Here is an 18,976-nt window from a genome sequence, read left to right as displayed (position 1 = left end):
CCGGACAGCATGTCAGGTGCTACGAAGAGATATTCGGGGAAGGCCTAAGAAATGTCTCTGTTGCAAGCAGGCGTTTACTCTCGCAACCGCATGTCGCATCCCGGATAAAGGAGATGATAACCGACCTGCAAAGCGAAACGGAAACACTGGCAGTTAAACTACAAGTAGCCGAAACTTTAAGGGTTGTGATGGAAGAGACATCGACAGCGCAATTCATGGATAAGTTCGGAGTATCATTATCTCCCGCACCGCTCAGGGCTGTTTCGGTCAATGCCGCTAAAGCGTTGATGGATTTGTATCCGATCAAATATGCGCAGGAAGCCAAACTCCGGATAGAAGGCAGTGACGGTGGTGTGATATTTAATGTAATCGTACCCGAGACAAAACCTAAGGAAAAAGGCGATGAAGAATAAGATAAGCAGGAAAAGGGCGGAGCGTATTATCTATATTGTGATAATCGCAGGGCTTGTCCTGTTTGGAATATTCAAAGATTCGGAGTCGGCAGCTGCGCTTATCCGGGCAGTCAAAGAAGCATTTTCAATATTATTCGAAACTATATGACCCAATTCAAGGAATTTGTACTGGCTAACTTTAAAACGATAGTTGCCATTCTCTCATTTGCTGTAACCATGTATATACAGCATGTAAACAACACAGCGCAGGTTGCGGAACTGAAACTCAAATGTTCTACGCTGGAACTGAAAATTGAAGATCAGTATGAACGGATCGATGCCATTAAGTTGGATAAAGCTGTCTTTGAAGCGACAATGACACAGTTTACATCCATTCAGACCGATTTACGGGAAATGAGGACCGATATAAAAGAGCTGCTAAAGAATAAACGATAACAAAAAGTATAATCCTTACTGGAATGATGAAGAGGAATTGTAAAATACGGGTAATGCCTTCGGAAGAATTGGCTGAACTAAGGTTATTCGCTTTAGTTGGAAAAACAGGGACAATAATCGAAGATTTGTCTTTTGACGGACGAAAAAATAAAGGTTATATGGTATTATTTCCTGAATCGTTCCTGAATGAAAATATCTGGTATATACCCATCGAATCAATCAAATATGAAGAGTAAACTAATATCTATTATGCTTTTAGCCGTACTTTTATTGGGTACGGCTGTTTTTGTTTTATACCGTCAGTATAAACAATTACTGCAGGAACGGGATAAGTACAAGTCTAACACAACGGCTCTGTTGTCAGATATCAAACGGATGCAGGTGGATTCCACAACTACGGCTATTGATGTGAAGCAACTCCGGCTGACGTTGGATGAATACAAACAATACCGGGCGGAGGATGCTGAGAAGATAAAAAAGCTGGGTGTAAAGCTGAAAGATTTACAGGCAGTAGCCAAACATAGGGTCGAAGTGAATGCTCCAATACAAGCCGGATTAAAAGATTCAGTAATAATCAGAGATACACTTGTCATCTCTGTTAAGACTTTAGCTGTTCAAACACCTCATATCCAAATTAACGGTGTCATCGAAAATGATAGTCTACACGGAAGTATTCATTTACCCGTCAATCTTCATCAGGCAGTATGGGTTGAGCCAAAACATAAGTTCCTCTGGTGGCGGTGGGGCGTTAAAGCGATTCATCAGACCATTTCAAACGATAATCCGTATGTGGAAATTAAATATTCGGAAATGATTAAATTGGAGAAGTAATTCTTCTTTGTATTTTATTAATCTATAATAGCTCTCAATTTTAAGGTTATCCCGAACATCAAAAAACATAGCACTGACACAACCCATGCGAACGGATTATGTATCATGTAGTATAATGACAGAATACCAAAAATTAAGAGGAAAATACTGATGGTCATTAACGGAGTGATTAAGAATCTATATCGTTCAAAGCGGTTTAATAGAAAGAATATTAATAAACCGCACAGAATAAGGGAGGTTCCTGTTCCTAAACTGAAACAAATAACTACATCGGATTTTTCCAAAGATAGCCCTACCAAAATTTCTTGGATCAATGGCGTAAATGTGGCGATATCATGAATTATTCCCATAATCAATAATCCGGCCGCAATCCACTTGCCGAATGAAATCCAACTATTCACATGCTTCATTTTATTCATACCGATAATTCATATTCCATGCAAAGGTAAGAAAGGATTGTTAATTGAAGGGAAAACCAAAAGACTTTTCAGAATACATATTTTAAATAAACATCAGTATCCCTCATTTGCCTATTCTTTGATATAACTCAAATATATATCAAAAATGGAATTACTTCTTAAGCGAAAATTCAAGGGAGAAACTTATACTATCGGAGACTTATACGTTGATGGTGTTTTTTTCTGCAACACAATCGAAGATAAAGTCAGAAACCTTCCTTTTACTTGTCCCAACACATCTAAATGGCAATCATGTAAATGCAAGGAGAAAGTATATGCCCAAACAGCTATTTCGGCAGGCATCTACAAAATTACTCTGGAGAAAAGCCAGAAATTTAAAAGGACACTTCCTCTGTTACACAATGTTCCGCATTTTCTCGGGATTCTGATACATGCCGGAAATACCGAGCGCGACAGTGCCGGATGTATTATTGTGGGTAGGAACACAGTTAAAGGAAAAGTTCTTCAGTCTAAAGACACATTAGAGGCTTTGATGAAGATACTAGAAAAGGAGAAAAACATTTCAATAGAGATTGTATAATGGCCGTCAACAAACTCAAGCCGCCTAAATCCCTTAAAATTGACTTTAAACCTTCGGCAAAGCAATATGAATTGTGGAAATTGCTCCAACCTGATTATTGTCCTCACTGCGGTGGCCATATAGAACAGGTTCTAATCGGATATGATGTCAATAGTAATCCTCAATACAAACCCCAATGCCTGAAATGCCTTACGTTTAATTTACCTCAATTGATACTGGGCGGGGGTTCCGCAGGTGGGGGTAAGAGTTTTCTGGGTAGTGTATGGCTGGTTAGTAGCTGCATGCGTTTCGAAAACATCCGTGCGGTAATAGCACGTAAGACATTGAAATCGCTGAAGGAATCGACATGGAATACTATAAAAGCTCTTCTGAAAGATTGGGGATTGAAGGAAGATGTAAACTATAAAACAAACAATCTGGAGGGTACGCTCACATTCTGGAACGATTCGGTCATCATTATGAAAGAAATGGCGGATATTCCAAGCGACCCCAACTTTGAACGGTTCGGTTCTTCGGAATATACAATTGCCTTCGTGGATGAGGTTTCTGAAATATCTGAAAAGGCTATTGAAGTGTTGTTCTCCCGTCTTCGTTGGCGGATACATGAGACGTTTAAGACATCTCGAATGCTGATGACTACCAATCCGACAATGAACTGGGTTCGCAGCCGTTTTGTACAGGATGAGAATGGAGAAAAAGTTATTCCCAGAGAAGGAGAAGCATACGTACCTTTCTCTGTATTCGATAATCCGAACATCGCTTTCAGGCAAACTTACGAAGCAGCTTTGAATAAAATCCGTGACCAAGCAACAAAAGAACGGCTGCTCTATGGTAACTGGGATTTTGTTGAAATAAACAACATGGCCATCTACAACAAGTTTGATGGGGCAAAACATCTGGTTACAGGATTGAAGGAACAACGGTTCGATCCATCCAAACCACTTATCACAGCATGGGATTTTAACGTAGCACCGCAAATGTCCATCTTGACAGCCCAAATTGATTATGATAATAAGAAGATTTATGTACTGGAAGAAATATTGGGCAAACCGGAGAACAAGGAAAACAATACACCTGCGCTATCCCGTAAAATAAAAAATAAACTCTACCGGGATAAGCATATAGGCGGAGTTGATGTAACCGGAGACCCATCAGGTTTGCAACGTTCAACGACTAATGAAGATGGAGTAAATAACTATACTATCATCTTGGATACGTTGGGTGGAGGGATTCTCCGACCGAAACTGAAGTTATTAAAGAAACAGCCACCACAGGTTACCCGATGTGATTTTGTCAACGAATTATTTTCCGGATATAACGGTTGGGAAATACGGATTGATATCCGGTGCCGAAAACTGACTGAAGATTTGATCTTCCAACTTAAGAACAATGACGGGACTAAGAACAAGCAAAAGGTGACTGATCCCAAAACCGGAGTTAAGTATGAAAAGTACGGACATTTATCGGATTGTTTGGATTACTTGTTGTGCTACTATTTGCGTGACAGTTGGTATAAGTTTAAGAATGGTGGGGACAATAACACATCTGTTTTAACCACTGCAATTATTAACGAAGGGTTTAGCTATTAAAGTTATGTATAGACGATTTTTAAATAACAGCGATTATCTGGGAGTGATTTCCAAAGAATCACTCGAACAAATGACACGAGGGAACGAAGATAGATTCATTCAGGCAGAGGAATCTGCGGAAATGAGTATCATTGAACATCTAAGCGAGAATTACGAAATTGAAAAGGAATTGAATAAGGGGAAATATATCGCAGGATATAACCGTGCCATAACTTATCCGGTTGGAGTCCATATTTATTTTGAAGATAAAATTCATGAGGTAATTCGTCCGATAAGTGGCTTCAAAGCTCCTGCCGATGTAGACTACTGGGAAGAACTTGTTGATATCAATATCGACCAAAATACTGTTCCGCATTATTCCCAGTTCCAAACTTATTATAAGGATGAGGTTACTTCTTATAATGGGGTATTGTATAAATGCCTTGTTGAAAATGGTTTTAAATTCGACAATATACGGATACCAATGGTAAACGGATGGCTGGAGGCTGAATACGAAGAATGGCAGCCGGTGGATTATGTGTTATGGGACATTGTGCTTTTTGACGGGGATTTTTATACGCTGTTGTCATTGGATGATTTCGATAACAATATCAGCCCACTTGATTCAGTTAATTGGGGTGCAATAGCCAACTATGATCCGGATCATAACGAATATGAATTGTCTGAACACGAATATGTGGTCTACAATGGAAAAGTGTTTCATCCGGAAATCGATGTGAATGCCGATATTCCGGAAGTAGGGAAGAACCTTACCTTAAATGATTGCCGGAACTACAACTTGAAAAAACACATGGTGCGATTAGCTGTATATGAATTGACAAAACTCATCGCCCCCAATAACGTAAGTGTTGTCAGGGTAAAAGATTATGAGGATTCCATGAAATGGCTCTCGGATGCAGCCAGATTAAAGCTAAACCCGCAAATTCCTCGTAAACTGGCGGAAGATAAAAAGGAAGTCATGGACTGGCAACTTGCCACATTTCAGACGGACTATGACCCGTATAAGAATCCGTGGTTGACCTGATTATAGCTCTTCTTCTTTGTTCTCTATTTTACAAATAACGGTCTTGTTTGAGTATTGAATTTCAAGATATGGGCTATCTTGAGTCAGTTCGTCAAGCAAGCCGTTTCTTTTCATTTCATCAAGTATGGATTGTGTCAGCTCGTCTTTCTTCTGATTTGTTTGTTCGTTAGTGTTAGCAATCATTTTTATTTGAGTTATAATTTACAAAAAGCGCGGAGCATTATATCCAATTAAGTATCCAAGGCCGACCAAAGCCCACACACTCTAATAAGATAAATGTCCACGCCTATTGTGAACATCTAACTTATATTCTCCAGAGTGTGTATCTTAAAATTGGTCGTTTCGGATACTCTCGAATTATAAGCTAAACGCTAATTCTTCTCTAATATGTAATACAAAAATAGATATTTACCTATGATTTTGCATTATATCCTGGTTATTTTTCAATCTAATAGCTTATCTGATGGCTAATTTTGCTTTTGTTTAAGTCAGGATTTTATTTTTTAAATTTATCTTTGTTCCGAAATTAATTAAATAACGAATATTACGATGAAAGAATTAGTAGACAATTTAACCCAATTATTTGCAGACTTTTCTAAAGATGCAGCATTACAAGTAGAAAACGGAAACAAAGCAGCTGGTACCCGCGCCAGAAAAACGTCTTTGGCAATCGAAAAAGCCCTTAAGCAATTTCGAAAAGATTCGATTGACGCAAGTAAGTAAAATTGAATTTGAAGAAAAAAGGGATCAAGTGTTCTCACCTGATCCCGTTGATAACTAATATCTTTGATTTGCATCTCTTACAACATGAAGAATAGCACTTGCATCACCAGTTATATCAGTAACTTGCTTTTTAGCCCATTCTAATATTTCATTTTTTGAAAATACTAGCTTATTTCCATATTTTCCATAAGGTATTTTATTTAAAGAAGTTAGTTTATATATCTGAGCTTTTGATGTTGGAAAACCATTTTCCTTCAAAAAAGATAAAGTGTCGTCTAAAGATAAATTTTCTGGAATTTCTTTTTTACTTTCCTTTGGGTAATGATTTTTGATAACATCTTCTATAATACAACGTAATTCATCTGGGGTGGTTACAATAATTCTTTCCATTAATCTTTCGCAAATTATATAAAATCTATTACTTTCAACTCATACTATATAAGAAATAGAACCATAATAAAATAAATGTTTATAAACTCTATCTTTCGTTTTTATTTTAGTTCTAAATTTTTAGAATTGGGTTAGCATTTTTGCATTCTTTTCTCGTTCTTTTCTTTCAAATGAAGCCAAATAGCTTTCCGTTGTTGTCAAGTTTGAATGTCCTAAAGATTCTGAAATATATGATATGTTAGCTCCGCTTCTTTTTAATACAGTCGCATATGAATGGCGGGCTGTATATGTTGTGACATTTCCAATACCAAGTTTATTCCCTATATCTTTAGTTTTTGTATTCATTCTTTTTATAAATAACTGTACTTCATATTTATGCACTTCAGGATTTTCAGAATAATTTAACAATAAATTAAAAATATAATTGCTTTTATGAGGCAGATTTCCCCACTTTTTGATAATGGCCTCCATTTCCGGAGTTATTATGGCTCGAATATGCTTTATATTTTTGGTTGTCCTCTTTGTCTTTTCTCTAATAAAGTAGATCTCCCCATCTATAATATTTTTGAATTTCAATTTAACCAAATCAGCTGCATTGATTCCATTACACAAGTAAATAAAAAACCACAAATCTCTATAAAATTCAGTTTCTTTTTCATTGTCATCATAGTTAACAAACTTGTTTATTTGTTCTAATGTTAGGGCTTTCTTTATAGATTCACCTGTTTTTATTTCGTATTTATCTCTACCAAATGGATAACTTTGTTTATTTATCAGATTATCTCTTATTGCCATATTTATAATGGTTCTGAGCCCTCTCATTCGCATCCCAACAGTTGCATATTGCATTCCACCCTTTAACAGGAAATTTTCATATTTTTTTAACCAATCCACAGTAATACTTGTGAATGCAACTGATTCTCCTGCAAACCTTTCCAAACTGACAAGCGCATTCTGATAAAAAATCATAGTTCCAATCTGACCATCTTTTCTTAATAACTCCATTTTTATTTTAAAAGTTTGGTTAACTGTTTCACCAGAAGTTCTTCCTAGTCTCATATTTAGCAAATCAAAAGAAAAACCATCCTCTGCCCATAGTTGTTCTACAATTCGCGAAACGAAATCGAAACTGCTCTTTACAGCATTACGAACCTGAACTAAAGATGCAATTCGTGTATCGGATAATTTATTCCAATCCTCTTCACATAACTCTTTTCCAGTACTATAGTATTTTTGTGTTTTTAGATAACAAACTTGTATCTTGATGGAGTATAGTCCGCTTTTTCGTTTGAATCTCTTATCTAATACGGCTTTTATCGTAACTCTATTATAATTTATTTTATACATATTGACTTCATTAAAATTCGACTCTTCTTGGAACTTCATTAAAGAGTAGAAGGATTAATAGTAATTGGTTTGATAGAAGAATAATTGATATTAATTATTTCAGAATAGTTAGTATATGCTTATCAATGTTTTATAAACTTAAAGACAGCCAGAATATCTAGTACAAATTTTAATTTTCGAAATAAGAATGATTATCTTTGCAGGCTGAAAGTTTACGAAATTGATGACTAAAATATCAACTTGTATTAGGAAAAATGGGTAGGGAAATATAGAATTGAGGTAGCTTTTCGTCCTTAATCTCTTGCATATAATTTGCATACAACTCAGCCAAAACCCTATTTATAGGTAGAATGTATTTTTCCATAAATCTTATATAAGTTGCTGCAAAACAAGAATATAAACAAATGGATATAAATAAAGAAAACTCAGAAAAAGACGATATCTCAGTCTTTAAATCCACGACTGAAAAAGAAAACAAAAAACTTTTCATCGAAACGTATGGCTGCCAGATGAATGTGGCAGACAGCGAAGTGGTGGCCTCTGTTATGGAAATGGTCGACTATTCTGTTACAGACAATCTTGACGACGCCGACGCCGTTTTTCTGAACACTTGTTCTATCAGAGACAATGCCGAACAGCGGGTTATTCAACGCCTCGAGTATTTAAACGCAATAAAGCGGAAAAAGAAAAGGGATATGATTATCGGCGTATTAGGTTGTATGGCAGAACGCGTGAAGGATGAGTTGATCGAAAAGCATCATGTCGATTTAGTTGTCGGTCCCGATGCCTACTTAGACTTGCCCAGTTTAATCGGCGCTGTCGAAAACGGAGAAAAAGCCATCAACGTGAAACTGTCGAAAACAGAAACCTACAAAGACGTGATCCCCCTGAAAATAGGAGGAAATCACCTCACCGGGTTCATCTCCATCATGCGGGGATGCGATAAAGTTTGCAGTTATTGCATCGTGCCTTATACCAGAGGCAGGGAACGTAGCCGTGAACCTCAAAGCATATTGAACGAACTAAACGATCTCCGTAAAAAGAACTTTAAAGAAGTAACACTGCTCGGACAAAATGTAAATTCTTACAAATACAGCAATGAGGACGGCTCGGTAATTGATTTTCCTCAACTCTTGAGCATGGTTGCCGAAGCTGCGCCCGACATGCGTATACGTTTCACGACATCCTACCCTACCGACATGACCGACGAAACATTGGAGGTGATAGCTAAATATGATAATTTGTGTAAATTTATCCATCTGCCCGTACAGTCGGGAAGCAGTAAAATGCTAGAAGTGATGAAACGCAGATACAATCGGGAAGAATATCTGGATCGTATTGCTGCAATAAAACGAATTATTCCGGGATGTGGAATATCGACCGACATTATGTGTGGTTACCATTCCGAAACGGAAGAAGATCATCAGGAAACCTTGTCCCTGATGCGGGAAGTAGTATTCGATTCGGCTTTCATGTTCAAATACTCGGAACGCCCCGGAACCTTTGCTGCCAAAAGGCTGAAAGACGATATTTCGGAAGAGATCAAAATAAAACGCCTACAAGAAATAATAGACCTGCAAAACCAACTATCCGAACAGAGCAACGCAAACGATGTGGGTAAAACATTCGAGGTGCTTGTCGAAGGATTCTCGAAGCGGTCGAAAGAACAGCTGTTTGGACGTTCGTCACAAAATAAGGTCATCATTTTCGATAAAGATGACTATAAAGTGGGTCAACTGGTGAAGGTAAAGGTTACAGGCCATACTTCCGCAACACTATTCGGCGAAGCTGTTAAATAATGTAACGAAATGTACCGTTGCTTGAACATCTTTAACATAAAAATGTTATATTTGAGTAGTCTAAATCCAGTTTATTAACTCTTAAATATCAAAAAGAATATGGGAAAAGCAAGTACAAACATACTATTTCTGGCCGTAGGTGCAGCAATAGGAGCAGCCGTTACTTACATAGCAACATCCGACCATAGAGACGAATGGCTTCATGAAGCAGGTAAATTGGTGCGAAAAATTAAAGATGGATTCGTAGACGACGAAGAAGAATTGGAAGACCTGATAGAAGATGAAGAATAAACAAGAAGAAAATATCAACCTGTTTGGCTTATACGAAAGAATTAAAGCAGACCTTCACGGGTATTTGCAGAATAAGCTGAAATGGCTGAAACTATCGACATACGAAAAGTTAGCCTTAGCTTTCGGACATTTAGGCTTCTTCATCATTTTAGGAGTATTTGCCCTCAGTATATTTTTTCTGGGAGTCATTGCCTTTGGCTTATTTCTCGGAGAATGCTTGGGAAGTTATGCTGCCGGATTTGGAGTTATGGCTCTGGTTGTCGTCATATTGCTGATAGTAACAATGATAGTAGGAAAATCGCTCCGAAAATCATTGGCTAATCTGATGGTTAAAATCATACATAAAGTAGAATCGAATGAAGACTAAAGTATCAGCCCTCGACCAGTTAAGAAAAGAAAAGGAAGAACTTGAAGCCTCTCTCGTTCATCAAGAAGAAAGATTGGCGAAAGAAATGAAATATATAAGTCACAATTGGGGTTCGTTACTGTTGAAGTCGATATTTCCATTCGGTTCGGGTAGCAGTAACAGCAAGAAAAAAGACTCCTCACCTATTTCAGGCATAATGCGATTTTCGAACGATATACTTCCAATTGCATGGGGTATCGCCCAACCTTTTTTGATCGGAATCCTAACCAAGAAAGTAAAAAACATGTTCTTCGGTAAAAAGAAATAAAGAACTTTCGAATATTAATGCCAATCAGTAGTTGAAAACGTTCAATTGCATTAGTCATTTCTCGTGACTCGGCATAGCCTAAGTAAACTTGGCTATGCTATCGCTACTTAAAACGTTGGTTTTACTCAACGAATCTACGGGTGGAGTAGAAATAACATTCGACGGAATGTAATGTAGTCAACACCCACCCCTACAATCAGATAGGGTATTGTTGTAGGGGCAGGCTTCTAGTCTGCCCAAAAGTAGGGGCGTAAAATCTTACGCCCTCATGTCAATAATATCGGGCGAAATATTTTTCGCCCCTACTGAAAAGATATTGTAGAATAAAAACTAACACTTTTCAACTACTGATTCACATAACTAACATAACTAACATAACTAACAGAAATATATGATACACTGTTGTGTCAATTAACTAAGTTTTTCACAGTGTCAATTTGACCCTCGTGAGAAAACAATTTTTACCCCTCGGAGCGATCGTATAATATTAATATTGTGATCTAACCCAAAAACTAATAAAACTAAATTTTATTACATGAAAAAACTTACTTTACTTTTGTCTTTCCTGCTTATTTGCGTCTGGCAGATGAAAGCGGAAAATCAGGTGGCTTCCGTTACATGGCCTCTTGTAAATGATACTAAAGATACTCCGTCTTACAGTGGGCAACTGGAAAATGCCGAAATGAAACTCAAAGGCTTGGAGGTATATAGCTATGGTGGTGCTGATGCCACTGTTGTGATAATGCTCGAAGGTGGAGGTTCTACGGTTTGGCATACGGCAGAAAAAGAAGATTGCTATGTGGAATTTTCCGTTACTCCCAAAGCCGGAAATAAGTTTACAGCAAAAGAGATATCTGCGTATATTGCAGGTAAAGGAGGTAGCCATTTGAGAGCTGCTTTCTATTATTCAACCGATCCTACATTTACTACTAAAACTCAAATTGACTTTAAAAAAGAAACGAGTTTGGCTCAGGTTTATGAAACTAACGGGCAGTTACAGGAAACTCTCGATGTTGAGCTGGAAGCTGGCGAAAAGGTTTATTTTCGTATTTATCCGTATTACAGAGATGGAAGTACAACAGGGAAATACATGTGTCTGAAAGATATTAAGATTTCCGGAGAAACCGAAGCTACCGAAGTGGCTGCATCTGTTACGTGGCCTTTTATATCCGATCTGAAACCCGTTGTTAGCGGAGCTTTGTTGGCGCAGGATATGTCTTATAGTACCAACACAAGACAATATGGATGGGATGCGCGTGTTATTCTTCCTGATGGAACAGATAAGGTTGCTAATGGTACGTTCTGTACAAATACAAATGATTGTGCATGGACTGCATCAACTAATATTATTGATGATGTTTACGTTCAGTATGCTGTTTCACCTAAAGTTGGTGCTACTTTAACAGTAACCAATTTATCTCTTTTGATTTCAGCAGCTGCGGGTACTAATAATATGGTTGCTGCTGTATATGCTTCTAAAGATGCTAATTTTGCTACAAAAACGGAATTGAAAGCGGCTACGGACTTGGTTAATGAAAAGTTGCAGCAATGGGATATAGCATTGGCTACACCGGAAGTTGTAGCAACAGGCGAAACGTATTATGTACGTATATATCCTTACCATAAATCTGATGCTACCAATAAATTGGTAGGTGTGCGTAATGTAACCATTTCGGGAACTTTGCTCGGAGCAACAGCCGATCCGGCAGAGGTGAGCACAGTTTCGGCAGCTACTTATATTTCTACAACAACGGCTCTTGCGGGAGGAACCGTAACAAACGACGGCGGAGCAACAGTTACCGCGCGTGGTATGGTTTGGGGAACGTCTGCCAATCCAACAATTGACAATTCTAAATCGGTTGATGGCGATGGCTCCGGAATTTTTGAATCAACATTGTCGGGACTGACAGCAGGTACTAAATATTATACCCGTGCTTATGCAACAAACAAAGCGGGAACGTCTTACGGAAATGAAATTTCATTTACCACTTTAGCCGTATTGGAGGTTCCTACGGTTGCAACAAAAACATCGTCAAATGTTCGCAATATGTCAGTGGAAGTGTCGGGCGATGTTACGGCATGGGGTGGTACGGATGTTACGGAAAGAGGCCTTGTTTGGGGCACGGAAACTAATCCTACCATCGAAACAAATAAAGTTGAGGTAGGCAGCGGCTTGGGTACATTCAAAGGATATATCGGAGAATTGACTCCCGAAACAAAATATTATATTCGTGCTTATGCTGTCAACAGTACCGGTGTGGCTTACGGAAATGAAATTTCAGTGACTACGAAAGCAACAGACCCTGATGTAACAAAAATTATAAGTCAAGATGGCTCAGGCGATTATACAACCGTGCAGGCAGCATTTGATGCCGTTCCTTCAAATTATACAGGACGATGGATCATTAAAATTAAACCGGGCACATATACCGAACGTCCTACACTGGCTTCGGGCAAAGTGAATGTGTATCTGGTTGGTGAAGATGCCGAAACTACTATCATTACAAATAATATTTCTGCAGGAGATATAAATCCATCAACAGGTTTGGGATGGGGAACGAGCGGTTGCCAGACAATGGCTATTGATGCCGACGATTTCATGGCAGTTAATATTACAATCGAGAATACTTTTGTGAACTCGAAAGCCAATGAAGCTATCAATAAGAACACTCAGGCTGTGGCGTTAAGGACACGCGGCGATCGCCAGAGTTTTTATAACTGTAAAATAAAAGGTTATCAGGATACATATTACGCATGGGGTGGCGTTGGTAGAGTTTACTTCAAAGAGTGTTATATAGAAGGTAACGTCGATTTCATTTTCGGTACGCAAACGGTTGTTTTCGACCAGTGTACAACTTATGTAAACCGTGACGAAAGCGTTCTGACTGCACCTTCTACTGCAGCTTCTTCTAAATTTGGTATGGTATTCTTGGATTGTGACTTGACAGCTCCGTCTACTTCTTATGTCGATTTTAATGGCAAGACATTCAAGACATTCTTCTATGGACGTCCTTGGCAAAATAATCCGAAGTCGGCATTTATTCGTTGCAATGTTCCTGCCACTCTGAATGAAAAAGGATGGTCTACTATGAACGGTGGTTTAAATCCTGTATTTGTTGAATATGGTTGTACGGGAGATGGTGCAGCAGCCGACCGTTTGGCGAAACGTGCGAACGAAGGTAAGGTGATTACGGCGCAAGAGGCAGAAGTATTTACGGTTTCAAATATCTTCAAAAAAACGACAGATCCGGCATTTACAGCTGACTGGATGCCGAAAGAAGCTCCCGATTCAGATTTGAATACTTCTATCACTAATGATAAGGTAGACGGGAAAACTTTTGCTTCTTATTGTACACCAAATCCGATAGTTGATTCATTTTCCATAAATTATACTTTGGATAGTGATTCGGATGTGAATATAAACCTGTATACAATCGACGGAAAATTGGTAAGCAAGCTGACGGAAGGAAAACAAAGTGCAGGCACTCATTCTTTGCAATGCAATGGTGCATCGTTAGCATCTGGTGTTTATTTTTATTCTATCAGTACTAATGCCGGAGCCGAAACTCAAAGAATTATAAAAAATTGAGCAGAGTAAGATAATAATGAAAACGGGGTTGCAAACTAATTTGCAACCCCGTTTTTGTTTATTTGTTATGTAAATCTTATCTTTCATTATCTAAATGCACCACGGGTTACTCATTTATATATGTATAAATGGTTGTAGATAAATTGTTGTTGCTACTGCCCATATAAATCGAACTATTGTCATATATTTTATTGTCTTTGTAAAGATATGCATAATAATAGTAACTATCATCTATAAGCGGTAATTCAGAAAATATCACTTTAGCTTCGGTGTTTAGTTTGCCAACAAGAATGGCTTCGCTTTCCAATGAACTGATATTAGAAACTCTGTTCTTTGTCAACGCAATTGAGAAGTTTTCCGGATTTTTATTAATTCCCGATACATTTACAGTGAGAGTTCTTGTTATGAATGAAATATCTAATGTGTTGTTCGAAATATAAAAGTTTTTGTAATCGTATACGTTGTTGTCTTTTATAAGAAAAACCCTATAACCTTTTTCCTTCAAAATTTCTGAAATCGTTGCCTTTCCGTTATCATCTAATTTTGCAGAAAATAAAGTGTTTGACTTTATATATTCAATGCTCATATCGGAATAGGTATGAGCTACAATAGCTACATCATAATCACTAAATTTAGCAACCTCTCCTTCGAGAGTAATGTTTAATGTTCCGATGTTAAACAATAAAGGTATATCCAAATCTTTTTTTGTCATAGAAAAGTATGATGAAGAGGCATATATATCATCACCTTTATAGATATATACTTTGTATGAATTATCTGCCGGAACATCAGATATTTGTACTTTACCATCTTTGTCTAGGTTGGTAGTAAATTGTGCGTATCTTTTTATTTCATCAACATAGCGGATTGAATAGTTGTAAGAAACTACCGCTACGGTATATTTTGTGAAATCAGCTACAGGCACTCCTTCTGTGGTAGCGATTATATTTATGTTGCCAACATTACTGAAGGGGCTATATTCAACAACCTTTTTGTCTTTAGCAAAGGTTTGAAAAACAGAAGACACTTGATATGTTACCCCATCTTTCTTGGCACGGACAATACACTTATATGTACCTTGTAATATCTTATCCAATTTGCAGATGCCTGTGTTGTCGGTTGTTTCGTTTAATATAATAGTTTGTGTTCGCACATCCGTTAATATAACATCGGCATTCTCCAGAGGTTTTTTGTCTTTGTCAACAACTTTTATTTCAAGTGAGCTTATTTCGTTGATAGTGATAGTGAGTTCGTCGTTGTCTTCGCAAGAAAAAAGAGTGAACACAAAGAGTACTAATGATGAAAATATTAAATTTCTCATAATTTGGGGGATGTGGATAGAGGTTAATTAATGTTTAAATGTTTGCTTTTTTTGCAAATATAAGGGAATTATTTTCATATCACTTGCTGTCTGTAAACAAAAATAGCAGCAAACCTTTCTCTGTTGCTGCTATCTGGATTTTCTAGAATAAAAGTGTTGGTTTAAATTGTACCTTTTTTACTGCCGCGTCTCTTGCAGAGACTTGTCTTCTCAACTTTTTGGTGTCAAAAAGTTGCAAAAAACAGTGCTTCGTGACTCGCCGACCTGACAAAGCGATTCGTTGACTAAACTAAATAAACTCGCTACGCTCAGACAGATATTTAGTTTTGCGCCAACTTTATCGGTCAGGTCACCCGGCTGCGTCACTAATGCACGTCACGCTTACGCCCAATTTTAAAAACGTGACATTTGGCTGATTGACGGGGTACCCACACAGCGCAGATAAGCGACCAGAACAAAAAGCTGTTTGAGCATTACCAGACCACTCTGATTTTGACAGACTTTTGGTGCGAGTTATTTTTTGTTCCGCTTATAAGCTGTTTGTGGGTCGGCAAGAAGCCTTAGTCACAGAAAGCCTTTTTGATTCCTTTTGCGGCTTGGGGCAATTAACAATCGAGGAGCGAAGGCGACTCAAAAGGGATGCAAGGAATCTTTGATTGCGCGCAGGGTATTATGTAAAATAATTGAACATTTTCGTTATAACAAACTCAACTACCGATTGGCATTAGTTATCTTTTATTTTCTAAATTGCACTACGGGTATGATATACGTGGAAATGGAATAAAAGATAAATTTTGAGAAAGGCCTGATAAAAGACTAACAAAATTTATGTCTATAAGACAGAATAATTTATCTTTGCAACTTATTTACAACTTCAAAAAACATATTGTTTATTATGAAAAGAGATACCGCTATTTTTGACATCATTGAAAGAGAGTATCAACGTCAGTTGAAAGGAATCGAACTGATCGCTTCCGAAAACTTTGTCAGCCCACAAGTTATGGAGGCTATGGGCTCGTGTCTTACCAATAAATATGCAGAAGGCTACCCTGGTAAACGTTATTATGGAGGTTGTGAAATTGTAGACCTGAGCGAACAACTGGCAATAGACCGTTTGAAGGAATTGTTCGGGGCAGAATGGGCAAACGTTCAGCCACACTCGGGCGCACAAGCAAACGCCGCCGTATTTCTGGCATGTTTGCAGGCCGGCGACAAATTTTTAGGATTGAATCTTTCGCATGGCGGTCACCTTTCGCATGGTTCGCCTGTCAATTTCTCAGGACTAATGTTTCAGGCTTTGGAATATAATGTTCAGGAAATAACAGAAGAAGTTGATTATGAGCAAATGGAATTGGTGGCAATGCGCGAAAAACCGAAATTGATTATAGCAGGAGCTTCTGCCTATTCTCGTGAGTGGGATTACGCTCGCATCCGTCAGATAGCTGATGCCATCGGCGCCATCTTCATGGTAGATATGGCTCACCCTGCCGGTTTGATTGCTGCCGGTTTATTGAAAAATCCGCTATCGTATGCTCATATCGTAACCACAACCACTCATAAAACACTTCGTGGACCTCGTGGTGGAGCTATTCTTCTTGGTAAGGATTTTGAAAATCCTTGGGGAAAGAAAACTCCGAAAGGCGAAATCAGAATGATGTCTTCCCTACTCGATTCGGCTGTATTCCCCGGAATGCAAGGCGGTCCGCTAGAACATGTTATCGCAGCCAAAGCCGTATCGTTTGCCGAAGCACTAGACCCTTCATATAAAGTATATCAAACACAAGTAAAGACCAATGCGGCTGTTATGGCTCAGGCATTTAAGGATAAAGGATACAAAGTAGTATCGGGAGGAACAGACAACCACCTTATACTTGTAGACCTTAGACAAAAATTCCCCGAATTGACAGGAAAAGCTGCCGAAAAGGCTCTTGTGGAAGCAGATATTACAACCAACAAAAACATGGTTCCTTTCGATAGCCGCAGTCCGTTCCTGACTTCAGGATTACGCTTCGGAACACCTGCCATCACAACGCGTGGAGCTAAAGAGCCAATGATGGGCGAAATAGTAGAAATGGTTGACACCGTTCTTTCTAACTATCAGGATGAGAGCACAATCAAGGCCGTTAGAGAGAAAGTAAACCAAATGATGAAAGATTATCCGTTGTTTGCTTGGTAAATAATATTTCACTAAACTAACTTATAATGAGAGGAAATCAACCCATTCTCCTTTCGAGAGTGGGTTGTAGGGGCAGGCTTCTAGTCTGCCCGAAAGTCCGAATATCAGAGGGTGAAAGATTTTTCACCCCTACAAATATGATTTGTATAATTCAAACCAACAATTTCAACTACCGATCTACATCAATTACATCAAAAAAAATTGTCTAAAAAAATAAACTAACACCATTCAAGTGCTATTTACTTTCAGACAACTTTTTTGAACAAAACTATGGCAAAAAACAGAAAAAAATCGAAGAAAAACCGCAAAACAAAGATATTTTTAGGAATATTAACCGCAATATTTGCCATTTTTCTGACATTTTTCTACGGTAAGAATCTTCTTCCTGCATACCACAAAAATCTGGACGGACTGAACGCCGCATCCTTAAAAACAGCCTTACACAAACGAATAAGAAGCCATAAGACACTCGATTTCAGCGACAACACGTCGGCACGTTACTGGTGGGATAACTATTTCGTGAAAACCGACTGGCATCCGGATGGATACTTCTGGGATATGTATTCCGACAACAAGCATGAAACCTATATTGGCGGAGACTTGCAAAACCGTGAACACTGCATGCCTCGCAGTTGGTGGGGCACAAAAGACAAATATTCTTCGTTCGATGCCAATGGCGACCTTCACAACCTTTTCCCGTCCGACTACAAGGCTAATTCGGCTAAAGCTAATTTTCCTTTGGGCGAAGTCGGTATCGCCAAATTCGACAACAACTCGTCGAAGGTTGGGCAGAACACATATCCAAATGGATATAAAGGAATGGTTTTCGAGCCATCCGACGAATATAAAGGAGATTTTGCACGTATATATTTCTACATGATCACCTGTTATGAAGATTACGCCTGGCATTGGCGTAACGATGCAACAAAGTCGATGTTGAGCAACGAAAGATACCCGGGTTTGCAACTCTGGGCACAAGATATGTTGCTGAAATGGCACAGGCAAGACCCTGTGAGCGAAAAAGAAAGGCGAAGAAACTCGGAAGTATTTAAAATTCAACACAATAGAAACCCTTTCGTAGATGAACCTGAGTTAGTTGAATATATCTGGGGCAACAAAAAACACTTGGCATACAATCTGCCCGAAAGTGAAAAAGAAGAAATAAATTATACCTACACAAAAGACGAAGTGGCATATTATCTCTCTCAGGCAAAGGAGAAAATAGGTATTCTGATCTCCAGATTTGCTAAATGAATAATTCCATTTTTATACAAAATGTAAAGCGCAGTTTACAGAATGATTTTTATTGTTTAAAAAGCCTAAAAATATGCTTTTTGAGAATGATTTTTACTATAAGATTATTAGTTAAAAAGAG

22 protein-coding genes are annotated in these 18,976 nt (G+C 38.2%); 16 read left to right on the top strand and 6 right to left on the bottom strand.

Annotated elements, in window-relative coordinates; genetic code table 11:
- From D0T56_RS09720 to D0T56_RS09700, 5 genes are all read left to right on the top strand, one after another.
- On the top strand, positions 1 to 413 hold a 413-nt coding region (locus tag D0T56_RS09720), incomplete at its 5' end, for a hypothetical protein (RefSeq protein ID WP_163319951.1).
- Positions 403 to 561, top strand: a complete 159-nt coding sequence (locus D0T56_RS09715) for a hypothetical protein (protein WP_163319950.1) — start codon at positions 403 to 405, stop codon at positions 559 to 561. The genes D0T56_RS09720 and D0T56_RS09715, both read left to right, overlap by 11 nt.
- A complete protein-coding gene (locus tag D0T56_RS09710) occupies positions 558 to 848 on the top strand; it encodes a hypothetical protein (RefSeq protein WP_163319949.1) in 291 nt (96 codons plus the stop codon). Before D0T56_RS09715 ends, D0T56_RS09710 begins: the two co-directional genes overlap by 4 nt.
- 23 nt (positions 849 to 871) lie before the next feature.
- Entirely contained in the window at positions 872 to 1,084 is a 213-nt protein-coding gene (locus D0T56_RS09705) for a hypothetical protein (protein ID WP_163319948.1), read from the top strand.
- Positions 1,074 to 1,679, top strand: a complete 606-nt coding sequence (locus D0T56_RS09700) for a DUF6549 family protein (protein WP_163319947.1) — start codon at positions 1,074 to 1,076, stop codon at positions 1,677 to 1,679. Before D0T56_RS09705 ends, D0T56_RS09700 begins: the two co-directional genes overlap by 11 nt.
- A gap of 17 nt (positions 1,680 to 1,696) precedes the next feature.
- On the opposite strand, the gene D0T56_RS09695 is transcribed toward D0T56_RS09700, so the two are convergent.
- Positions 1,697 to 2,098: a hypothetical protein gene (locus tag D0T56_RS09695; RefSeq protein ID WP_163319946.1), complete on the bottom strand. Its 402-nt coding sequence runs from the start codon at positions 2,096 to 2,098 to the stop codon at positions 1,697 to 1,699.
- A 145-nt stretch (positions 2,099 to 2,243) separates the two neighbouring features.
- On the opposite strand from D0T56_RS09695, the gene D0T56_RS09690 reads away from it, so the two are divergent.
- From D0T56_RS09690 to D0T56_RS09680, 3 genes are read left to right on the top strand one after another with little or no spacing between them, the layout of a single operon-like run.
- Positions 2,244 to 2,678: a DUF5675 family protein gene (locus tag D0T56_RS09690; RefSeq protein ID WP_163319945.1), complete on the top strand. Its 435-nt coding sequence runs from the start codon at positions 2,244 to 2,246 to the stop codon at positions 2,676 to 2,678.
- Complete coding sequence (locus tag D0T56_RS09685) at positions 2,678 to 4,267, top strand: phage terminase large subunit (protein WP_163319944.1); 1,590 nt, start codon at positions 2,678 to 2,680, stop codon at positions 4,265 to 4,267. The genes D0T56_RS09690 and D0T56_RS09685 overlap by 1 nt, the downstream gene beginning before the upstream one ends.
- Positions 4,268 to 4,271: 4 nt before the next feature.
- Entirely contained in the window at positions 4,272 to 5,291 is a 1,020-nt protein-coding gene (locus D0T56_RS09680; RefSeq protein WP_163319943.1) for a hypothetical protein, read from the top strand.
- Here the strand turns inward: D0T56_RS09680 and D0T56_RS09675 are convergent, their stop codons facing one another.
- Positions 5,292 to 5,474, bottom strand: coding sequence for a hypothetical protein (locus D0T56_RS09675; RefSeq protein WP_163319942.1), 183 nt, complete (start codon positions 5,472 to 5,474; stop codon positions 5,292 to 5,294). It lies immediately after the preceding gene.
- Between the two features lie 366 nt (positions 5,475 to 5,840).
- On the opposite strand from D0T56_RS09675, the gene D0T56_RS09670 reads away from it, so the two are divergent.
- Positions 5,841 to 6,014, top strand: coding sequence for a histone H1 (locus D0T56_RS09670; RefSeq protein ID WP_163319941.1), 174 nt, complete (start codon positions 5,841 to 5,843; stop codon positions 6,012 to 6,014).
- A 54-nt stretch (positions 6,015 to 6,068) separates the two neighbouring features.
- On the opposite strand, the gene D0T56_RS09665 is transcribed toward D0T56_RS09670, so the two are convergent.
- The 3 genes from D0T56_RS09665 to D0T56_RS16755 form a co-directional block, all read right to left on the bottom strand.
- Complete coding sequence (locus D0T56_RS09665) at positions 6,069 to 6,404, bottom strand: helix-turn-helix domain-containing protein (protein ID WP_163319940.1); 336 nt, start codon at positions 6,402 to 6,404, stop codon at positions 6,069 to 6,071.
- 120 nt (positions 6,405 to 6,524) lie between these two features.
- Positions 6,525 to 7,751, bottom strand: a complete 1,227-nt coding sequence (locus tag D0T56_RS09660) for a site-specific integrase (RefSeq protein ID WP_163319939.1) — start codon at positions 7,749 to 7,751, stop codon at positions 6,525 to 6,527.
- 235 nt (positions 7,752 to 7,986) lie between these two features.
- Positions 7,987 to 8,115, bottom strand: a complete 129-nt coding sequence (locus tag D0T56_RS16755) for a hypothetical protein (protein ID WP_255491145.1) — start codon at positions 8,113 to 8,115, stop codon at positions 7,987 to 7,989.
- Positions 8,116 to 8,155: 40 nt separating this feature from the next.
- Between D0T56_RS16755 and miaB the strand changes: the two genes are divergently transcribed.
- The 5 genes from miaB to D0T56_RS09635 all read left to right on the top strand — a co-directional run bounded on the left by miaB (position 8,156) and on the right by D0T56_RS09635 (position 14,104).
- Positions 8,156 to 9,550 carry a tRNA (N6-isopentenyl adenosine(37)-C2)-methylthiotransferase MiaB gene (miaB, locus tag D0T56_RS09655; protein WP_163319938.1) on the top strand — a complete coding sequence of 465 codons (1,395 nt, stop codon included), beginning with the start codon at positions 8,156 to 8,158 and terminating at the stop codon, positions 9,548 to 9,550.
- A 99-nt stretch (positions 9,551 to 9,649) separates the two neighbouring features.
- Entirely contained in the window at positions 9,650 to 9,841 is a 192-nt protein-coding gene (locus D0T56_RS09650) for a YtxH domain-containing protein (protein ID WP_163319937.1), read from the top strand.
- A complete protein-coding gene (locus D0T56_RS09645) occupies positions 9,831 to 10,208 on the top strand; it encodes a phage holin family protein (RefSeq protein ID WP_163319936.1) in 378 nt (125 codons plus the stop codon). Before D0T56_RS09650 ends, D0T56_RS09645 begins: the two co-directional genes overlap by 11 nt.
- On the top strand, positions 10,198 to 10,515 hold the full coding sequence (locus tag D0T56_RS09640) for a hypothetical protein (RefSeq protein WP_163319935.1): 318 nt from the start codon (positions 10,198 to 10,200) through the stop codon (positions 10,513 to 10,515). Before D0T56_RS09645 ends, D0T56_RS09640 begins: the two co-directional genes overlap by 11 nt.
- Positions 10,516 to 11,050: 535 nt before the next feature.
- Positions 11,051 to 14,104, top strand: coding sequence for a pectinesterase family protein (locus tag D0T56_RS09635; RefSeq protein WP_163319934.1), 3,054 nt, complete (start codon positions 11,051 to 11,053; stop codon positions 14,102 to 14,104).
- 106 nt (positions 14,105 to 14,210) lie between these two features.
- Here the strand turns inward: D0T56_RS09635 and D0T56_RS09630 are convergent, their stop codons facing one another.
- The gene (locus tag D0T56_RS09630; protein ID WP_163319933.1) at positions 14,211 to 15,425 is read right to left on the bottom strand and encodes a carboxypeptidase-like regulatory domain-containing protein; all 1,215 of its coding nucleotides are present in this window, start codon (positions 15,423 to 15,425) and stop codon (positions 14,211 to 14,213) included.
- A gap of 895 nt (positions 15,426 to 16,320) precedes the next feature.
- On the opposite strand from D0T56_RS09630, the gene glyA reads away from it, so the two are divergent.
- Both glyA and D0T56_RS09620 read left to right on the top strand, forming a co-directional pair.
- The gene (glyA, locus tag D0T56_RS09625) at positions 16,321 to 17,601 is read left to right on the top strand and encodes a serine hydroxymethyltransferase (RefSeq protein ID WP_163319932.1); all 1,281 of its coding nucleotides are present in this window, start codon (positions 16,321 to 16,323) and stop codon (positions 17,599 to 17,601) included.
- Between the two features lie 270 nt (positions 17,602 to 17,871).
- On the top strand, positions 17,872 to 18,855 hold the full coding sequence (locus D0T56_RS09620) for an endonuclease I family protein (protein ID WP_163319931.1): 984 nt from the start codon (positions 17,872 to 17,874) through the stop codon (positions 18,853 to 18,855).
- Positions 18,856 to 18,976: the final 121 nt, after the last annotated feature.

Origin of the sequence: Dysgonomonas sp. 520 (assembly GCF_010501095.1) — a bacterium.
Classification (GTDB): Bacteria; Bacteroidota; Bacteroidia; order Bacteroidales; family Dysgonomonadaceae; genus QVMP01.
The sequence above is the reverse complement of the archived record's forward strand: the minus strand, read 5'-3'. Positions and strand labels throughout refer to the sequence as shown.